This window comes from Flavobacterium sp. M31R6, from assembly GCF_013284035.1.
Taxonomy (GTDB): Bacteria; Bacteroidota; Bacteroidia; order Flavobacteriales; family Flavobacteriaceae; genus Flavobacterium.
Genome location: NZ_CP054141.1, coordinates 1,921,550 through 1,939,072, shown reverse-complemented (window position 1 = coordinate 1,939,072; position 17,523 = coordinate 1,921,550). Strand labels below are relative to the sequence as shown.

General features: G+C 33.7%; 13 protein-coding genes. 4 read left to right on the top strand and 9 right to left on the bottom strand.

The features are described 5' to 3' along the window. Positions 1–106 precede the first annotated feature (106 nt). On the bottom strand, positions 107–559 hold the full coding sequence (gene bcp / locus HQN62_RS07925; protein WP_173503945.1) for a thioredoxin-dependent thiol peroxidase: 453 nt from the start codon (positions 557–559) through the stop codon (positions 107–109). 151 nt (positions 560–710) lie between these two features. Between bcp and HQN62_RS07920 the strand changes: the two genes are divergently transcribed. Then, positions 711–1,361: an endonuclease III domain-containing protein gene (locus tag HQN62_RS07920; RefSeq protein WP_116798348.1), complete on the top strand. Its 651-nt coding sequence runs from the start codon at positions 711–713 to the stop codon at positions 1,359–1,361. Between the two features lie 108 nt (positions 1,362–1,469). On the opposite strand, the gene HQN62_RS07915 is transcribed toward HQN62_RS07920, so the two are convergent. Both HQN62_RS07915 and HQN62_RS07910 read right to left on the bottom strand, forming a co-directional pair. After that, a complete protein-coding gene (locus tag HQN62_RS07915; RefSeq protein ID WP_165818085.1) occupies positions 1,470–1,613 on the bottom strand; it encodes a hypothetical protein in 144 nt (47 codons plus the stop codon). A gap of 52 nt (positions 1,614–1,665) precedes the next feature. Beyond that, positions 1,666–2,250 carry an RNA polymerase sigma factor gene (locus tag HQN62_RS07910; RefSeq protein WP_116795687.1) on the bottom strand — a complete coding sequence of 195 codons (585 nt, stop codon included), beginning with the start codon at positions 2,248–2,250 and terminating at the stop codon, positions 1,666–1,668. Between the two features lie 554 nt (positions 2,251–2,804). Between HQN62_RS07910 and uvrA the strand changes: the two genes are divergently transcribed. Next, positions 2,805–5,600 carry an excinuclease ABC subunit UvrA gene (gene uvrA, locus HQN62_RS07905; RefSeq protein WP_173503944.1) on the top strand — a complete coding sequence of 932 codons (2,796 nt, stop codon included), beginning with the start codon at positions 2,805–2,807 and terminating at the stop codon, positions 5,598–5,600. A 262-nt stretch (positions 5,601–5,862) separates the two neighbouring features. On the opposite strand, the gene HQN62_RS07900 is transcribed toward uvrA, so the two are convergent. The 6 genes from HQN62_RS07900 to HQN62_RS07875 all read right to left on the bottom strand — a co-directional run bounded on the left by HQN62_RS07900 (position 5,863) and on the right by HQN62_RS07875 (position 14,023). After that, entirely contained in the window at positions 5,863–6,159 is a 297-nt protein-coding gene (locus tag HQN62_RS07900; RefSeq protein ID WP_116795689.1) for a hypothetical protein, read from the bottom strand. A gap of 269 nt (positions 6,160–6,428) precedes the next feature. Beyond that, positions 6,429–8,114 carry a mechanosensitive ion channel family protein gene (locus HQN62_RS07895; RefSeq protein WP_254454499.1) on the bottom strand — a complete coding sequence of 562 codons (1,686 nt, stop codon included), beginning with the start codon at positions 8,112–8,114 and terminating at the stop codon, positions 6,429–6,431. A 136-nt stretch (positions 8,115–8,250) separates the two neighbouring features. Further along, positions 8,251–9,720 (bottom strand): oligosaccharide flippase family protein, encoded by a 1,470-nt coding sequence (locus HQN62_RS07890; RefSeq protein ID WP_116795690.1) that lies wholly within the window; start codon positions 9,718–9,720, stop codon positions 8,251–8,253. 48 nt (positions 9,721–9,768) lie between these two features. After that, complete coding sequence (locus HQN62_RS07885; protein WP_254454498.1) at positions 9,769–11,067, bottom strand: glycosyltransferase family 4 protein; 1,299 nt, start codon at positions 11,065–11,067, stop codon at positions 9,769–9,771. A 58-nt stretch (positions 11,068–11,125) separates the two neighbouring features. After that, complete coding sequence (locus HQN62_RS07880; protein WP_173503942.1) at positions 11,126–13,540, bottom strand: YfhO family protein; 2,415 nt, start codon at positions 13,538–13,540, stop codon at positions 11,126–11,128. Between the two features lie 201 nt (positions 13,541–13,741). Further along, complete coding sequence (locus HQN62_RS07875) at positions 13,742–14,023, bottom strand: DUF4834 family protein (protein ID WP_116795693.1); 282 nt, start codon at positions 14,021–14,023, stop codon at positions 13,742–13,744. A 374-nt stretch (positions 14,024–14,397) separates the two neighbouring features. On the opposite strand from HQN62_RS07875, the gene HQN62_RS07870 reads away from it, so the two are divergent. Together HQN62_RS07870 and HQN62_RS07865 are read left to right on the top strand one after the other, a co-directional pair. After that, positions 14,398–16,329, top strand: a complete 1,932-nt coding sequence (locus HQN62_RS07870) for a DEAD/DEAH box helicase (protein WP_173503941.1) — start codon at positions 14,398–14,400, stop codon at positions 16,327–16,329. A gap of 203 nt (positions 16,330–16,532) precedes the next feature. Next, positions 16,533–17,300, top strand: coding sequence for a carboxypeptidase-like regulatory domain-containing protein (locus tag HQN62_RS07865; RefSeq protein ID WP_116795695.1), 768 nt, complete (start codon positions 16,533–16,535; stop codon positions 17,298–17,300). Positions 17,301–17,523 lie beyond the last annotated feature (223 nt).

The following is a 17,523-nucleotide window of genomic DNA, read 5'->3' as shown; positions in this document are numbered from 1 at the left end:
ACTGCTGTCCTGCTGTCCGCGTTACAAGGTAACTTGCTCCCATCACTCACGCAGTCACAAGAAATTTTGACAAAACGACAACTTTTGATATTTAAAAAAATTACTATTACCCCAATATCTGATCAGCATGAGCTTTGGTTTTCACTTCCGAAATTACTTCGTCAATGATTCCGTTTTCATCAATTACAAAGGTGGTTCTGTGGATACCATCATATTCTCTTCCCATAAACTTTTTAGAGCCCCAAACCCCAAAGGCATTAATAACAGACTTATCCTCATCAGCCAATAACGGAAAAGGAAAATCGTATTTATCCCTGAATTTGGCTTGCGCTTTGGCACTATCCGCACTTACACCCAAAAGCGCATAATTATTGGCTTGAAAACGCTCGTAATTATCTCTTAAATCACAAGCCTCAGTAGTGCAACCCGGTGTGGAAGCTTTTGGATAAAAGAAAACCACTAATTTTTTACCTGCATAATCAGCTAATTGATGTGATTTGCCATCTTGGTCTACTCCTGAAAATTGGGGTGCTTGATCTCCTTTTTTTAATGTAGTCATTCTATATAGACGTTAAGTTACTAAGAGGCTAAGATACTAAGTTTTGAAAAAAATAGCATCCATAAATCTATTCAAAAACTAAATAATACTATTTTTACATTCAAAAAGAGTCTTAGAAACTTAGATTCTTAATAACTCAGCAACTCAAAAAATGACCAAACAGGAACGCGTAACATTTGTTATAAATACGTTAAATGAACTATATCCTACTATTCCAATTCCTCTAGACCATAAAGACCCATATACTTTGCTGATTGCGGTTTTACTTTCCGCCCAATGTACGGATGTGCGCGTGAATCAAATTACACCTTTACTTTTTGCAAAAGCTGACAATCCCTATGATATGGTTAAAATGTCGGTGGAAGAAATTAAGGAAATTATTCGTCCTTGCGGTTTATCACCGATGAAATCAAAAGGAATTCATGGTTTGTCTCAAATTTTGATTGAGAAACACAATGGACAAGTACCGCAAAGTTTTGAATATCTGGAAGAATTGCCAGCTGTAGGGCATAAAACCGCCAGTGTGGTAATGTCTCAGGCCTTTGGAGTACCTGCTTTTCCAGTTGATACACATATCCACAGATTGATGTACCGATGGAATTTGACAAATGGAAAAAATGTAGTTCAAACTGAAAAAGATGCCAAACGCATTTTCCCGGAAGAATTATGGAATGATCTTCACCTTCAAATTATTTGGTACGGACGTGAGTATTCGCCTGCTAGAGGCTGGAATTTAGAGAAAGATATTATCACCAAAACGATTGGACGAAAATCAGTTTTGAGCGAATTTACCAAAAAGTAAAAAGGTCATAAATAATAAATTTCACTAATCTCATAAAAAGAAATTAGTGAAATTTGTTATTCAAGCCAGCATTGTGAAACTTGAATTATCTTCTTATCAATAAGTCGATTAATTGGCTATAATTTCAAAAACCTTACCCTCTATTTTCACTATTTTTAATGCTTTAGAGTAATTTAATAATAAAGATACCACCTCTTTATCCGGTTTCATTTTTTTAGAAATTTTTAATGCTTTAGAGTAATTCTTTTCCATATGAAGTATAAATTTTATTTTATATAACAACGGGAGAATTATCTATTTATTGTCAATTTGTCAAAACAATTTGATGTTTATCTATAATTTTTCTCAAATTCATTATGGCATATCGCATTCTACCCAAGGCAGTATTGATACTCACTCCAGTAGTTTCAGAAATTTCTTTAAAACTCATATCTTGATACATGCGCATCATCAAAACTTCTTTTTGATCCAGAGGGAGCTCTTCGACTAATCTACGAATATCAACTTCAACTTGATCGGCAATAATTTGGTTTTCAACCGTAAGGGAATCATCAGACATTATAGAAAAAATTGAAAAATCTTCAGTTTCTCTGAAGAGCGGCATTTTTTTTGATTTTCTATAAAAATCAATTATTAAATTGTGTGCAATTCTCATTATCCAAGGTAAGAACTTACCTTCTTCGTTATAAGACTGTGTTTTCAAAGTTTTAATAACTTTGATGAAAGTATCTTGAAAGATGTCATTTGAAACCTCTCTATCGGCTACTTTAGAATAGATAAATCCATAAATTTTAGATTCATGTCTTTTGATTAATATAGCCAAGGCACTTTCGTCGCCAGCCATATAATCCTTTACTAGTAAAGCATCTGATTTTTGTAAATTTGCCATAGCAATTCCTTTTTAGATTAGTTAGTTTTTGGGGAATCTTCTAAAAAGTAGTTCTATACTATAGGCTTAAGGAGGTTATTTAGGTTAATTATTTGTCAAATTTAACAAATAATTATCAAAAGTAGCAAGAAAAAAATCAATAAATGTTATTTTTTCCATTTTAAATCAATTCATACAAGGCAATTATAACCTGATATCAAAACAATAAACCTCTGCAATACATCGTTATACACGGCATATTCGAAAAACATAGAATATAAAAAATATTCTACCAATCTAAAAGGAGCGGAAGATTATACCTACAAGCCCCCAAAGAACTTGCAGGATGGAATACTTTATTTATGCTAAAACATAAAAACTTTAACTCCTGCTTTATCTTTTACTGATAAACTTTACTATAATCAACAATAAATTCTTGCGAAGATTCTTTGTCATCAACATTTGACTGGAAAGTATAAACTAAATTTTCATCTACAAAAAACCAATTTTTGATTATAATTCTTTGAGCATTCTCACATCAAAATTGAGTACTTTTGTGAAAATTCATTTTTAGTATGTCAATTGATATTTCCAAACTCGACCCCAAAAAAAACATCATCATAAAAGGTGCACAAGTACATAATTTAAAAAATGTAGATGTTGCCATTCCCAGAAACAAACTTGTTGTTATTACTGGGCTTTCAGGTTCTGGAAAATCCAGTTTGGCTTTCGATACTTTGTATGCCGAAGGACAACGCCGTTATGTGGAAAGTTTATCATCATATGCCAGACAATTCTTGGGCCGATTGGACAAACCAAAAGTGGAATACATCAAAGGAATTGCACCTGCCATCGCCATTGAGCAAAAAGTAAACACCACCAATGCGCGTTCAACCGTAGGAACTTCAACTGAAATATACGATTACATTAAATTATTATTTGCTCGAATTGGAAGAACCTATTCCCCTATTTCAGGGCAAGAAGTCAAAAAAAACACAGTTACTGATGTAGTTACGGAAGTAAAAAACTTTGAACTGGACAGCAAATGGCTACTCCTCGCGCCTATTCATCTTGAAGAAGGAAGACAATTGGAAGACAAACTAAAAGTCTTATTGCAACAAGGATTTGCTAGGATTTTGGTAAATAATGAAATGGTCCGCTTGGATGATTTCACCCCGGCAGAACAACATACTTTAGACCATAAAGACATTTTACTCATAATTGACAGAATCGTGGTCAAAGATGAAGAAGAGTTTTATAATCGATTATCAGATGCCGTTCAAACAGCCTTTTATGAAGGAAAAGGAATTTGCTATTTGCAGGAATTAAATTCAGATAAAAAATTTACTTTTTCCAATAATTTCGAATTAGATGGTATTACTTTTCTGGAACCCAATGTGCATTTATTCAGTTTCAACAATCCATATGGAGCTTGCCCCGTTTGTGAAGGCTACGGAAATATCATAGGAATTGATGCTGAATTGGTCGTTCCAAACACTTCACTTTCTATTTTTGAAAACGCCATATTTCCTTGGCGAGGTGAAAGCATGGGCTGGTTCCGAGACGAATTGGTAAACAATGCCTATAAATTTGATTTTCCTATTCACAAACCTTACTTCCAACTAACAGAAGAACAAAAAGATTTGATTTGGACAGGAAACAAATATTTTCAAGGGCTAAATAGTTTCTTTAAAGAACTAGAAGAGAAAAATTATAAAATTCAAAACAGAGTAATGCTTTCCCGTTACAGAGGTAAAACCAAATGTCATGTTTGTAAAGGGAAACGTTTGAGAATCGAAGCTTCGTATGTAAAAATCAATGGAAAAACTGTATCTGATTTAGTGGATTTACCAATCAAACACTTGGTTGATTTTTTCAAAAATATTGATTTGGATGAATATGAAAAACAAATTGCCAAACGATTATTAATCGAAATCAATAATCGATTATCATTTTTAACTGAAGTAGGTTTAAATTATTTGACTTTAAACCGAAATTCATCAACACTTTCTGGAGGAGAATCCCAACGTATTAATTTAGCGACTTCATTAGGCAGTAGCCTTGTGGGTTCCATGTACATCCTGGATGAGCCAAGTATTGGCTTACACCCAAAAGACACGGAACGCCTGATTAAAGTTTTATTGTCATTACGCAACCTTGGCAATACCGTAATCGTCGTGGAGCATGATGAAGACATCATGAAAGCCGCGGACATGATTATCGATATAGGTCCAGAAGCAGGAACTTTAGGAGGAAATCTGGTTGCCCAAGGCACTTATGACGAAATACTTAAATCAAGCTCTTTAACCGCAAAATATTTGAACGGAGATCTTGAAATTACAGTTCCCAAAAAGCGAAGACCTTTTAAAAATTTTATCGAAATAAAAGGAGCGAGAGAAAACAATTTACAGAATATAGATGTTATTTTTCCACTTGATGTCCTAACAGTAATTACTGGAGTTTCGGGTAGTGGAAAAAGCACGCTTGTCAAAAAAATTCTTTTTCCTGCCATGCAGAAAAAACTGGATAATGCAGGAGAAAAAGCGGGGCAGTTTAGCGAGCTTTCAGGCTCTTTTTCACAGATAAAACATATTGAATACGTTGATCAAAATCCGATTGGCCGAAGTTCTCGTTCCAATCCGGTAACCTACATCAAAGCCTATGACGATATTAGGGAATTGTATGCCAAAGAAAAACTTTCCAAAGTAAGAGGCTATCAAGCCAAGCATTTCTCTTTTAATGTCGATGGTGGAAGATGTGAAACCTGCAAAGGCGAAGGATCAATAAATGTCGAAATGGTTTTCATGGCTGATGTGCAATTACCATGTGAAACCTGCAACGGAAAACGTTTCAAAAAGGAAGTTTTAGAAGTCACTTATGATGGCAAAAACATTCATGACATCTTGACGATGACCATTGATGATTCCATTAATTTCTTTGAAAAAAACAAACAAACAAAAATCACCCAAAAACTGCAACCTTTGCAAGATGTAGGTTTAGGATATGTTCAATTAGGACAATCCTCATCCACACTTTCTGGGGGAGAAGCACAACGTATAAAACTCGCTTCTTTTTTAGTTAAAGGAACTATCAAGGAAAAAGCACTGTTTGTTTTTGATGAACCTACAACAGGATTACATTTTCATGACATTAAAAAGTTAATGGCTTCCTTTGATGCTCTAATCGAAAAAGGGCATTCTATACTTGTAATAGAGCACAATCTTGACTTAATAAAATGTGCTGATTGGGTTATTGACTTAGGTCCTGAAGGAGGCGAAAACGGAGGCTTATTACTCGCTGTAGGTACTCCCGAAGAAATAGTAAAAAACAAAAAATCAATTACAGCAAAATATTTAAAAGAAAAACTATAATGGGTAGCTAACTACTCATACTGTCATACAAAAAAGCCACACACAATTAATAATTTGTGGTGACTTTTTATGCATTATCCCTTTATATATTTATTCCAGAAGAATTGCTCGTTATTTTCAATCAACCCTAAATCTAAAAGCAACTTAATATATTGCCACAGATTTAAAGATTTTTCACTAATCCAATCCTATAATCTTCAAAAACGAAGTACGTCCCAATCAATCTGTGGCAATCTATTAGCGATTATAACACAAAAAAGGACTAACCTAAATAACATTTTTCTTCAAAAATCTTACCTTCCTCATCAATTGCAATCAACACTTTCTTGTCCTTGGAAGTAACTTGTGTTAAATACAACCAAGGCAAAGACCACATCCCAAACGTCATACAGCAAACCAAAAAATTGAGGCCATGATTTATTTTTTTTCCTTCTTTATATAAAATGGTAAAAGGCAATTTGTCATTACGCTCTACAACTACAAATCCATTTTGAATCTTATCAGAAATAATTTTCGTAAAGAGATTTAATTTATCTTGATTAACAAAATGATTTTTCATCTTCTGCGTATTAATTTAAACAAGTATTTATCCAAATATTTGTGAATATTGCAAATTTAGGTTACATATAAGAAGCATACAATACCCACTTTTGGTGATATTGAAAAAACAAATTTATAAACAACTAAAATCCAAGTAGTTAAAAACTAATTATTTATAAAACTGCAAAAATACTCGTTGAACTTAATCCTAACAAAAAATAAACATTATTTTACGTACAAAATATTTTTAATAAATAGTATTAAATTAACAAATTTGTAATAAAAAAACTACTTATTAACTTTTATATTAAATGAAGAAGGCTTATATCCATTATCCAAATAATTATCTGGAATAGTTGTTCTGTTTCCATCGCGATGCGAATTGTAATGTGGGGACATTATTTCGAGACCTGCCTCATTAAAACAATCCTGTATGTTTTGGTGCAAATTTGAATAAACCAAAGGCTGTTCATTGGGGTGTTTGGTGTAGGCGTTTATTTCATACTCAACATAAAAATCATCTAAACTGGTTTGCAACACAAATGGAGCTGGAACCTTTTCGAGTAAATCGGTTCTCAAAGCAGCCTCAATAAGCGCTTTATGAACATCTTTCCATGAGCTGTCATAACCAATAGTAACTTTCGTGTGAATTAATAATCCATTGCCATTCTCACCTATATTCGCCGAATAATTAATGGAGGAACTTGACAAAACAGTGGCATTGGGAATTGTAATATCTTCGTGTTTTGATGTACGAACGCGGGTTACCAAAGCCGTTTTTTCAACAACCGTACCACTTACATCGCCTATTTTTATAAAATCACCTATTTTAAAAGGGCGCATATACGTAATTACCAATCCCGCTACCATATTGGCAATTGCATTGGAAGACCCCAATGAAAACAAAATACCAACAAATACAGAAACCCCTTGAAATATAGGTGAATTGGACCCTGGCAAATATGGAAAAATAATGACTATCATAAAAGCATAAATCAAGACCTTTATGATGTTAAAAGTAGGTTTTGCCCAATCACTGTAAAAGCCTTCAATTTTAATTTGACCTTTCTGAATCTCATCGACAAAAAACTTAATAGCTTTCAAAAGATAACGGAACAATGTTACTATTACAAGTATGGAAATTAAATTTGGTAAGAAATCAAGAAACCCCATCAGCGCAGCTTTGGCTGGCGAAAAAACCCATTTCAAAAGAGTGCTTGCGTAGGCTTTTGTTTCGGGAAAAACACTAAAAATAGCTGGTAAAGAAATATAAAATGTAAAAATCAAAACGACTATTCTAGCCATCGTCACAATCCTTAAAACGAATTCTAAATGTCTTTGTGGTGAAAAAACATAAGACCCCTTTATTTTTAATCCCGAAAAATACTTATCCTGTCTTTTAATAAGAAAAAGTCGAAGCCATCTAAATAGTTTATTGATGGCAAATACGATTACAATTACCAGCCCAATAAGCAATAATACAAGCCCAATACGCTTTAACAAACTCTCCACCGCATTATTCTCTTTTTGAAAAAGCACGGTCTTTTGTATAATAGCAAGATTTCTTTGAGCCAAGGCAAAATTACTGGTCCCTATTGTTTTTCCGTCAAGATCCGTAACCGACATTACAACAAAATCACTGTTATAGACAATATCGACACCGAAATCAGATTTACTTAGCCGTAATGAATCTTTCTTAAAAAAAGGATCTTTGTAAAGTAATACTATTCTACTGGTAATGGCATTAGCTCGATTCTCGGCATTAAAAGATCCTATTCTATTATAGACAAAAAATAAGGTGTCTCTAAAAGGAGCTATAGGATAACCTTTTAAACTGGGAAGATTTTGATGAAGTATAACACTTCCCGTTTTGCTTTCATCTAAGTTTGAATTACTGCTCTTTTGAGTTTGGGAAAACAACAATATTGAAGACCCAAGAAATAAATACAGTAGTGTAGTTTTAATATTCATCATCGTCTAAAAGTTTTCCATTAATTCATAAAAAAGTATCTAACATTAGAAACTATACTTACAAATATAAAAAAAACTAAGCGACAAAATTTTAAATATATCAAACAGAGAAACTTATGTACTAAATCTCCAATTAAAACTATTTCTCCCTCCTGATTTTTAAAAGAACTTTATCCAAAGTTTGATTTATTTCTGGCGAAACAACAAACTTATAATTGATAAATACATAGACGATAGTTACTAAAATGGATTTTAATCCAATGGCAATAATTGGATTTATTGGAAACTTCCAAAAATAAAATAATAAAAACACCACAAACGTTATTCCAATAGAATGCAATGTTTGTTTAGTAAACGGATACAAATGCATTCGTTTTACAACAAAAAGCAATTTGGCCAAACTATAACAAGTAATGGATAATAAAGTTGCAAATGCGGAACCTATAATTCCAAACAATGGAATAAAAATCATGTTTAATACGACTGTCAAAACCACCAATCCAACACCCAAAAACAATACGGCTCGATAATACTTTGAATTAAAAATAATCGCGTTATTATTCCCCAGTATCAAATCAAAATATTTAGACAAACCAATCATGAACACAACCGTAATTCCGCCACTGTAATCTTTTGGCACTAATTCATATAACTGATTGATATTAACAAAAATACAAAGCATTACAAAGCCACCTACAATCTGCAAGTTGATAGACGTTTTTTTATACAATGCATTCAATTCATCATGTTTATTTTCGTGCATCAATTTTGCGGTAATCGGATAGACAATCTGATGCATGGCACGACTTGGAACAGAAATAACCAAAGCTATATATGTAGCAACCGAATAGTAAGCGATGTTTTCAATCTTCATATATTGGTTTAACATTATTTTGTCTCCATCCAATAATAAATTGGCAACACTACCCGACAAAATAATATAAAAAGTGTAAACCAAAATATCTTTTACATTTTCCGGAATAACAAATTGAAAAACAGGTCTTTTTATGTAAAAAGCATAAAACATGGTAACAATCAATGCTACTAAATATATACCCGCAGTAACATAAACAAACTGCACTACAGTTATCCAATGATAATACACACCTATTAAAGTAATCAATGAAAACAAACGCAAGCCCACTTCCTTTATGAAATTACCAAAAACAGAATGCATATGAACTCTTGCCCATGCATAAAATATCTCGAAATAAGCCATACACAAACCAGTGAATGGAATCAGCAAAATAAATGTTTTAACAACTGGATTTTTCTTTGAAACGAAAGCTAAGATATCATCAAAGAAAAATAAACCTATAATAGCCAATGGAATACACATCAGCAACGGAAATAAAACCGTGAAAGACAAAAACTGGGAACGTTCCTTCTCTGTCTGGTATTGTGCATAAAATTTCACCAGTGTATTTTGCATACCGATTGCAAACAAAGGCATAATCACGTTGGCAGCCGAAAGAATATAATTAGTCAAAGCATAATAAGTTGCACCCAAAAAAATTGGATATAAATACAACGTATTAATGGCTCCAATTCCAAAACCAATATAAGTAATTATGGTATTTTTTAATGACTGATTTAATACTATGCCCATTAATTGGAATTTAAAGTTTAAGGTTTAAAAGTTTAAAGTTGGAAAACCTTAAATCTTTGAATTAATTAATTGTACCAAATCTTTGGTCAAATTCTTTCTGGAATATTTTTGCAAACCTACACCATAAGATTGTAATTTCCCCTCCAAAAACTGGTTATAATAAGAGACAATCGTGTTTTTTAATTTTTCCTTTTCAGTATACTCAAAAAACACTCCTGTATTTGTTCCTGTTATTATCTCGGCAAAATCAGAATCTTTTGGACCAATAGCAATAATTGGTCTATTGGAAACCATATATTCAAATAGTTTGCCAGGAATAATACTTTTCGTTTCTTCTGAATTTATTTCGATAAGTAATAAAACCTGAGAATTTCTTTGATGGGCCACTGCTTCAGAATGGGAAACATACCCAAGACTATTCAGATATGAATCCAAATTAAACTGCGAAATGGTATCCAATACTTCCTGACTGACAGCCCCGATTAATTTTAGTTCCAAATGAGACTTAAAATCTGGGATTTCCTGTAATAACTCAGCCAAAGATTCCCATAATATGGCTGGATTTCTTTCCGAAAGAAAAGAACCGATATGAGCAAGACTAAATTTTGAATCCAAAACACTTTTTGTTATCGACTCTGTATCATAACCATTGGTAATAACTGCAATTGGTTTATTGGTTATTGCTTCAAATTCGGTTTTGGTGGTTTTACTGGTAACAATAATGGTATCAGCTGTATTCAAAACTCTATATTCAAGTGCTTTGTGTCTTCTTTCAGCTCTAGTGGATAATCGCAATGATTTATGATATCCAATAGTTGTCCAAGGATCACGAAAATCAGCAAACCAAGTAACTTTCAATTTCTGTTTTAAAACCAAACCTATCAAATGCAAACTATGTGGAGGTCCGGAAGTAATTATGGTATCTATATTATTTTCCGCAATGTATTTTTCCAAATAAGTAACCGATGGATTTACCCAAAAAACCCGTGCATCTGGAATAAACAAGTTTCCTCGTATCCACAATAACGTTTTATCAAGAAAAGTTTGCTTCTTCTGATTTGGAATAATACCCGAACTAATTTTTTTGGTTTTATTCTTAGAAAAAACAGCTGCCAATTGATATGGTTCGAAAATTTTGTGCTTTAAAATTATCGCTTTCTCCGAAACTTCTTTTTCTAAATTAGTATCAACTATTGGATAAGTTGGATTCTCAGGAATATAAACAATTGGCTGAATATCAAAATCAGGCAAATATTTTACAAACTTAAGCCAACGCTGAACACCAGGCCCTCCTGCTGGTGGCCAATAATATGTTATAATGAGGATTTTTTTTAATTCTGGTTTCAATTTTTTCTTTTGTTGATTATAGCAGATATACATAGCAATGCATATCTACAATACTTCTCTACACTTCACTATTTTTCTTTTTCTCAAAGTACAATCCACCAACCAAAAGAAATAACATTCCAATACAACTAACAAGTGTTATTGCACTTCCTGTTTTCACCACTTGGGGTTCAAATTTAAATTCTATAGTATGTTTTCCTCCTGGAACCACTATCGCTCTCAAAGTATAATCAGCTCTCATGATTGATGTCTCTTTGCCATCGATAAAAGCTTTCCAACCTTTTTCATAATACATCTCAGAAAAAACGGCTAAACCTTCTTTGGCATTATTTGAAGTATATTTTAAATCATTTGGCAAGTACGAATCCAAAATTATGGTCGCCGAACTGTCTTTGGCGAAAGCCTTATTTTTGATATTCGAAAATTCATTTTCATTAATAACAGCTACTTCTTTCGAATTGAATTTATCCAAAGCTTTCATCTCCTCATCTGAATTCTTAACCAAATTTACTTGATTCACAAACCAGGCATTTCCATTGGCGTCTGGGTTGATAATTGGATGTTCCTTACCTTCTTTATCTGTTTGAATTACATATTTAACATTCAACATATTGAGTATTTCCAAATTATTTTTGGCAATTTGATAATCAAACAATTGTTGCATTCTTTTAGGTCTTACAGCACTATATCCACCAATTGCTTTGTGAAAATAAGATGTTCTTCCCTGCATCAATCCCTGGATATCAAATACACGGTAATTTGTTGGGTCTTTTAAGATTTCGGTATCTGTTGGTGTTTCCTGAAAAGGAACTTCAACTTCTCTGGCATTTATAAAATCTTTGTTGGATACATAATTTTTATCGACAAAAAATAAGTCGGATACCATAAATAAACCAACCAAAATAATGGCAGTTTTTGCGGCAATTCTATTTTTTACAAACAACCATAACGTACCTGCAGCTATCAGAATGAAAAATCCAGAACGCAATAAGTCGGCACTATATAATGATTTACGATCTGCTTTAAGAGCATCTACAAAACTTGGCCCGTAACTTTCTATTAAATAACTATCGCTGGCTCCCGTAAAGCTGAATAAACTTTTGCACAAAAACAAAACTATAATAAGTCCTAAACAAATAGCTCCCGATTGTAATAATGGTTTTAATTGCTTTTCTTTTTCCACTTTAAAAAAAGATTGCAAGCCCATAATAGCCAAAACAGGAAAACACAATTCCAAAATGACCTGAATAGACGATACCGCTCTAAACTTATTATACATAGGAATATGGTCGATACAAAAATCCGTCAATGCCGGAAAGTTTTTCCCCCAAGAAAGAATTAAGGTAAAAAAAGCTCCGCCAAGGAATACATATTTAATTTTTCGTTCATCAATAAACAAAGCCAAGATTCCCAAAAAGAAAACCACTGCACCTATATACGCCGGAGCAGATACAATTGGCTGATCGCCCCAGTAGGTTGGCATAGCGGTTACAAAATCGGTAGCCTGTCCTTCTGGCACTCCTTGTGAAATCATAAACTCAAACATACTACTGTCTGTACCTACTTTTTCATTATTGGAACCTCCAAACAATCGAGGGGCGATTAAATTAAAACTTTCGGCAATACCATAGCTATATTCCGTAATATAATCACGAGTCATTGCACCATCAGAAGTACTTTTAGAACCATCTGGATTGAAGCTTAAATCACTTTTTCCGCGAATACTAAAGTTTGCATACTCAACGGTTGCCAATAAATTAGTTGCATTGGCACCAATAGCAATAATCCCCGCACCAATAAGTGTTCCTAGTGAATATAATAAAGACTTATATTCTTTAGATTTGATTCCCTCATAAATAAAATACCCTGAAAGAATCAACAACAATATCAATAAATAATAGGTCATTTGAAAGTGATTGGCATTAATTTCCAATGCCACAGCAAACATCGTAAGCAACCCTCCCAAAATATATTTCCGTTGAAAAACCATTACAAAACCGGCCACAACCATTGGCATATACGCAATTGCATGTGCTTTGGCATTGTGCCCCACGCCGAGAATAATAATCAAATACGTGGAAAAACCAAAAGCCAAGGCACCAAAAAAGGCTTTAAGCGGATCTGCTTTTAGTACCAACATCAAAACGTAAAAACTAAGAAAATATAAGAATAGATAATCCGCGGGTCTTGGTAAAAAACGCAATACGTCATCGATAGCACCAACATAATCATGAGGATATTTGGCTCCTAATTGATAAGTCGGCATTCCTCCGAATGCAGAATTTGTCCAATATGGTTCTTCATGATGTGTGGCCCTAAAATCGTTTTGTTCTTTGGCCATCCCCGTGTATTGAGCAATATCCGATTGAAAAATTTGTTTTCCCTGCAAAACAGGGAAGAAATAAAGTGTAGAAACGATAACAAAACCAAGTATGGCTAATGCGTGCGGAAAGAACTTTTGAAGTTGCTTCATTATATAGAAATAGATTTTAGATTGAGGACTAACGATTTTTGATTTCTGATTTTAGTTTCGAATTTTCGAGAGAGATTTTAGATTAACAATATTAAGGATAAATGATCAATGATTTTAGATTACTCAATAATAACTAAATGCATTCTTTAGGAGGTTCAACACATCTAAAATCAAAAATCGTTAATCGAAAATCAAAAATCACTAATCAATCTCTTCATAATCGACATAATCCCCAACTTTTTTAGTTTCACGAGGATTTTTACTATTGGCAGTATCGATTATAATTTCATCATTATTGGTTGTTTTCTTCCAAGTTGTTTGTTGGGCGCGCTGTTGCTGTTCTTGAAAATTTTGTCCAGCTTTTTCCACTACCTTTTTTACTACTATAGGTAAAAATAACTTGGCCAAAAATTTAAAAATATAATAGAAAGCTATCATATAGAATACCATTTCTATAAAACCCGAAAAAGAGGCTGTTTGCATAATCAAATAATTTTTGGCAAAATTAATAAATCAATATTGAAACTTCGGAGCAATTTGAAAATATCATTCTTAAATAAATGATAAAAAAACGAGGAAACTCTTCAAAAAACGAGGAAAAAACATTTCCAACGTCCAAAATTTATTTTGCTTTTAAATTCTATACAACTTAAAAACAGTTTTTAAGTTCTTTTTTTAACAAAAACTATTGAATCGTGACATAATTTCACAGTGAAAAATCTATTTTAAAATCCAAAAAGTAATTTAAAAAGTATAATAATCTGATTATCAAAAGCTAATAAAAACCTAATTCTTAAAATAGCATTAGTTTTTATGGATTATAAACAGTAATTTTGCACCCTATTTTAAAAATACATATGAATAAATTTGAACAATTAGGATTGAGTGAATCGTTACTGAAGGCGATTTTAGATCTAGGATTTGAGAATCCGACCGAAGTACAGGAGAAAGCGATTCCCCTATTATTGGAAAAAGACACAGATTTAGTTGCGTTGGCTCAGACAGGGACAGGGAAAACGGCAGCATTTGGTTTTCCAGTTATTCAGAAAATTGATGCCGACAACAGAAATACGCAAGCATTGATTTTATCTCCAACACGTGAATTGTGTTTGCAGATTACCAACGAACTTAAAAACTACTCTAAATACGAAAAAGGTATTAATGTGGTAGCAGTTTACGGTGGGGCTAGCATTACAGAACAAGCGAGAGACATTAAAAGAGGCGCACAAATTATAGTAGCGACTCCGGGTAGAATGCAAGATATGATTAACAGAGGATTGGTAAACATCTCTCAAATTAACTATTGTATTCTTGACGAAGCAGACGAAATGTTGAACATGGGTTTCTACGAAGATATCGTAAACATCCTTTCTACTACGCCTGACGAAAAAAGCACATGGTTGTTTTCTGCAACTATGCCTGCTGAAGTGGCCAGAATTGGAAAACAATTCATGACTGACCCTATTGAAATTACAGTAGGTACTAAAAACTCTGGTTCAGCTACCGTATCACACGAATTTTACTTAGTAAATGCTCGTGACCGTTACGAAGCTTTGAAACGTTTAGCTGATGCTAATCCAGACATTTTTTCTGTAGTTTTCTGTAGAACTAAACGTGACACACAAGCGGTTGCAGAGAAATTAATCGAAGACGGATACAGCGCTGCTGCATTGCACGGAGATTTATCTCAAGCGCAACGTGATGGTGTAATGAAATCTTTTAGAGGAAGACAAATCCAAATGCTTGTGGCTACTGACGTTGCAGCACGTGGAATTGACGTTGATAATATTACTCACGTAGTAAATTACCAACTTCCTGACGAAATCGAAACTTACAATCACCGTTCAGGCCGTACTGGTCGTGCTGGTAAATTAGGAACTTCTATCGTAATCGTTACAAAAAGCGAATTGCGTAAAATTTCTTCTATCGAAAGAATCATCAAACAAAAATTCGAAGAAAAAACAATCCCTTCTGGAATTGAAATCTGCGAAATCCAATTATTACACTTAGCAACTAAGATTAAGGACACTGAAGTTGATCACGAAATTGACAACTATCTTCCTGCTATCAATAATGTACTTGAAGATTTATCAAAAGAAGAATTAATCAAGAAAATGGTATCGGTAGAATTTAATCGTTTTATCAATTACTACAAGAAAAACAGAGATATCTCTAATCAATCTTCAGGTTCAGAAAGACGTGAGCGTGACGATAGAGACGGAGCTCCGAGAGAAAACAACAACGGTGGTGCTACAAGATACTTTGTAAACATCGGTTCTAGAGACAATTTCGATTGGATGTCATTAAAAGACTACTTGAAAGAAACATTAGACTTAGGTCGTGACGATGTATTCAAAGTAGATGTAAAAGAAGGTTTCTCTTTCTTCAACACAGATCCAGAGCACACAGATAAAGTAATGGAAATATTGAACAACGTACAATTAGAAGGACGTCGTATCAATGTTGAAATCTCTAAAAATGACGGCGGTGGAAGACGCGACCACAACGGAAGAAGTTCTGGTGGCGGATTTGGTGCCGGAAGAAGTTCTGCCCCAAGAAGAGAAGGAAGTTTTGCTCCAAGAAGAGAAGGGTCAGGCGGATTTAGAAGCGACAGAGGTTCTGCTCCTAAAGAAGGTGGTTTCAGATCTGAAAGAAGTTCAGCTGCTCCAAGAAGAGAAGGTGGTTTTTCATCTGACAGAGCTTCGAGAGAAGGTTCATCAGAAAGAGCACCAAGACGTTCTGAAAGCTTTGGTGATTCTTCAAGACCAAGAAGACCAAGAAGAGACTAATACAATTAGCAATTCAAATATAAATCTCCCGAACATTCGGGAGATTTTTTTTTATAATACATCATCAGTAGGCAAAAACTCATCAACCAAAACAGACTGATTTAGCTCAACAATATTGTCACTTTGTTAATTTTCTTATAATTATAATGGAACAACAAAATATTTAATACCGTTTTACTACTTTTAAACTTTTAAACCAGTTTATGAAATATTTTGTACTTTTTTTATTTTTAGTTACCTCCATAAGTTCAGTTGCCCAAATCACTGAAGCCCCCACAAAAATCTCTGGTACCATTATCAGCGACAACACCGGTACCCCATTAGCTGGTGTAAACATCATCAACATCAATCAGGTTACAGGAACCACTACAGACAACAAAGGTTATTTTGAATTGGCTGTTACCCAAAGTGACACCCTTCACATAACTCTTCTTGGTTACGAATCATTACGTGTCCGCGTTACCAATGACTGGGTCAAAAACAAAAAAACTACCATCCAACTTACCCAAAAAGCAATTCCGCTACACGAAGTTGTGATAAGCCCATATTACCTAACTGGTTATCTTGAAATTGATTCCAAATTAATCCCAATAAAAGAAGATTATCGCTATAGTATCTCTGGCTTAGGTCAAGGTTACGAAGCAGGACAATACGCACCCGAGGCATTCGGAAAAGTATTGGGTTCCATATTCAACCCCGCAGATATGCTTTACAATTTCTTTGGCAAAAAGCCACAGCAGCTCAAAAAACTTAGAGAGATGCGAAAGGATGACACCGTAAGAAACCTTATGGAAACAAGATACGACAGAGAAACCATTTCATTATTACTGGGTGTTTCTCAAGATGAAATTGCTGATATATTAACCCGTTGCAGTTACTCCGAAGCTTTTATCAAATCCGCAAATGACCTTCAAATCATGGATGCCATAAGCGGTTGCTACGAACAGTACAAAATCTTGAAGAAAAAATAATTAGCAATACGCAAATTTATGATTAAATAATATTTGGGCGTGCCACCATAAAGGAAAGGGACCAACTCATCGCAAAACGGTGATTTGGTCCCTTCCCTTTATGCTGTCGGGCTATCCGTGCTACTTCGGTAGCTTACTGCTATCCCTCACGCAAAACATTTCAATTTTAATGACAATTTCAATGGCAATAGCAATAAAAGAATAAGAAATATTTATAAATAAC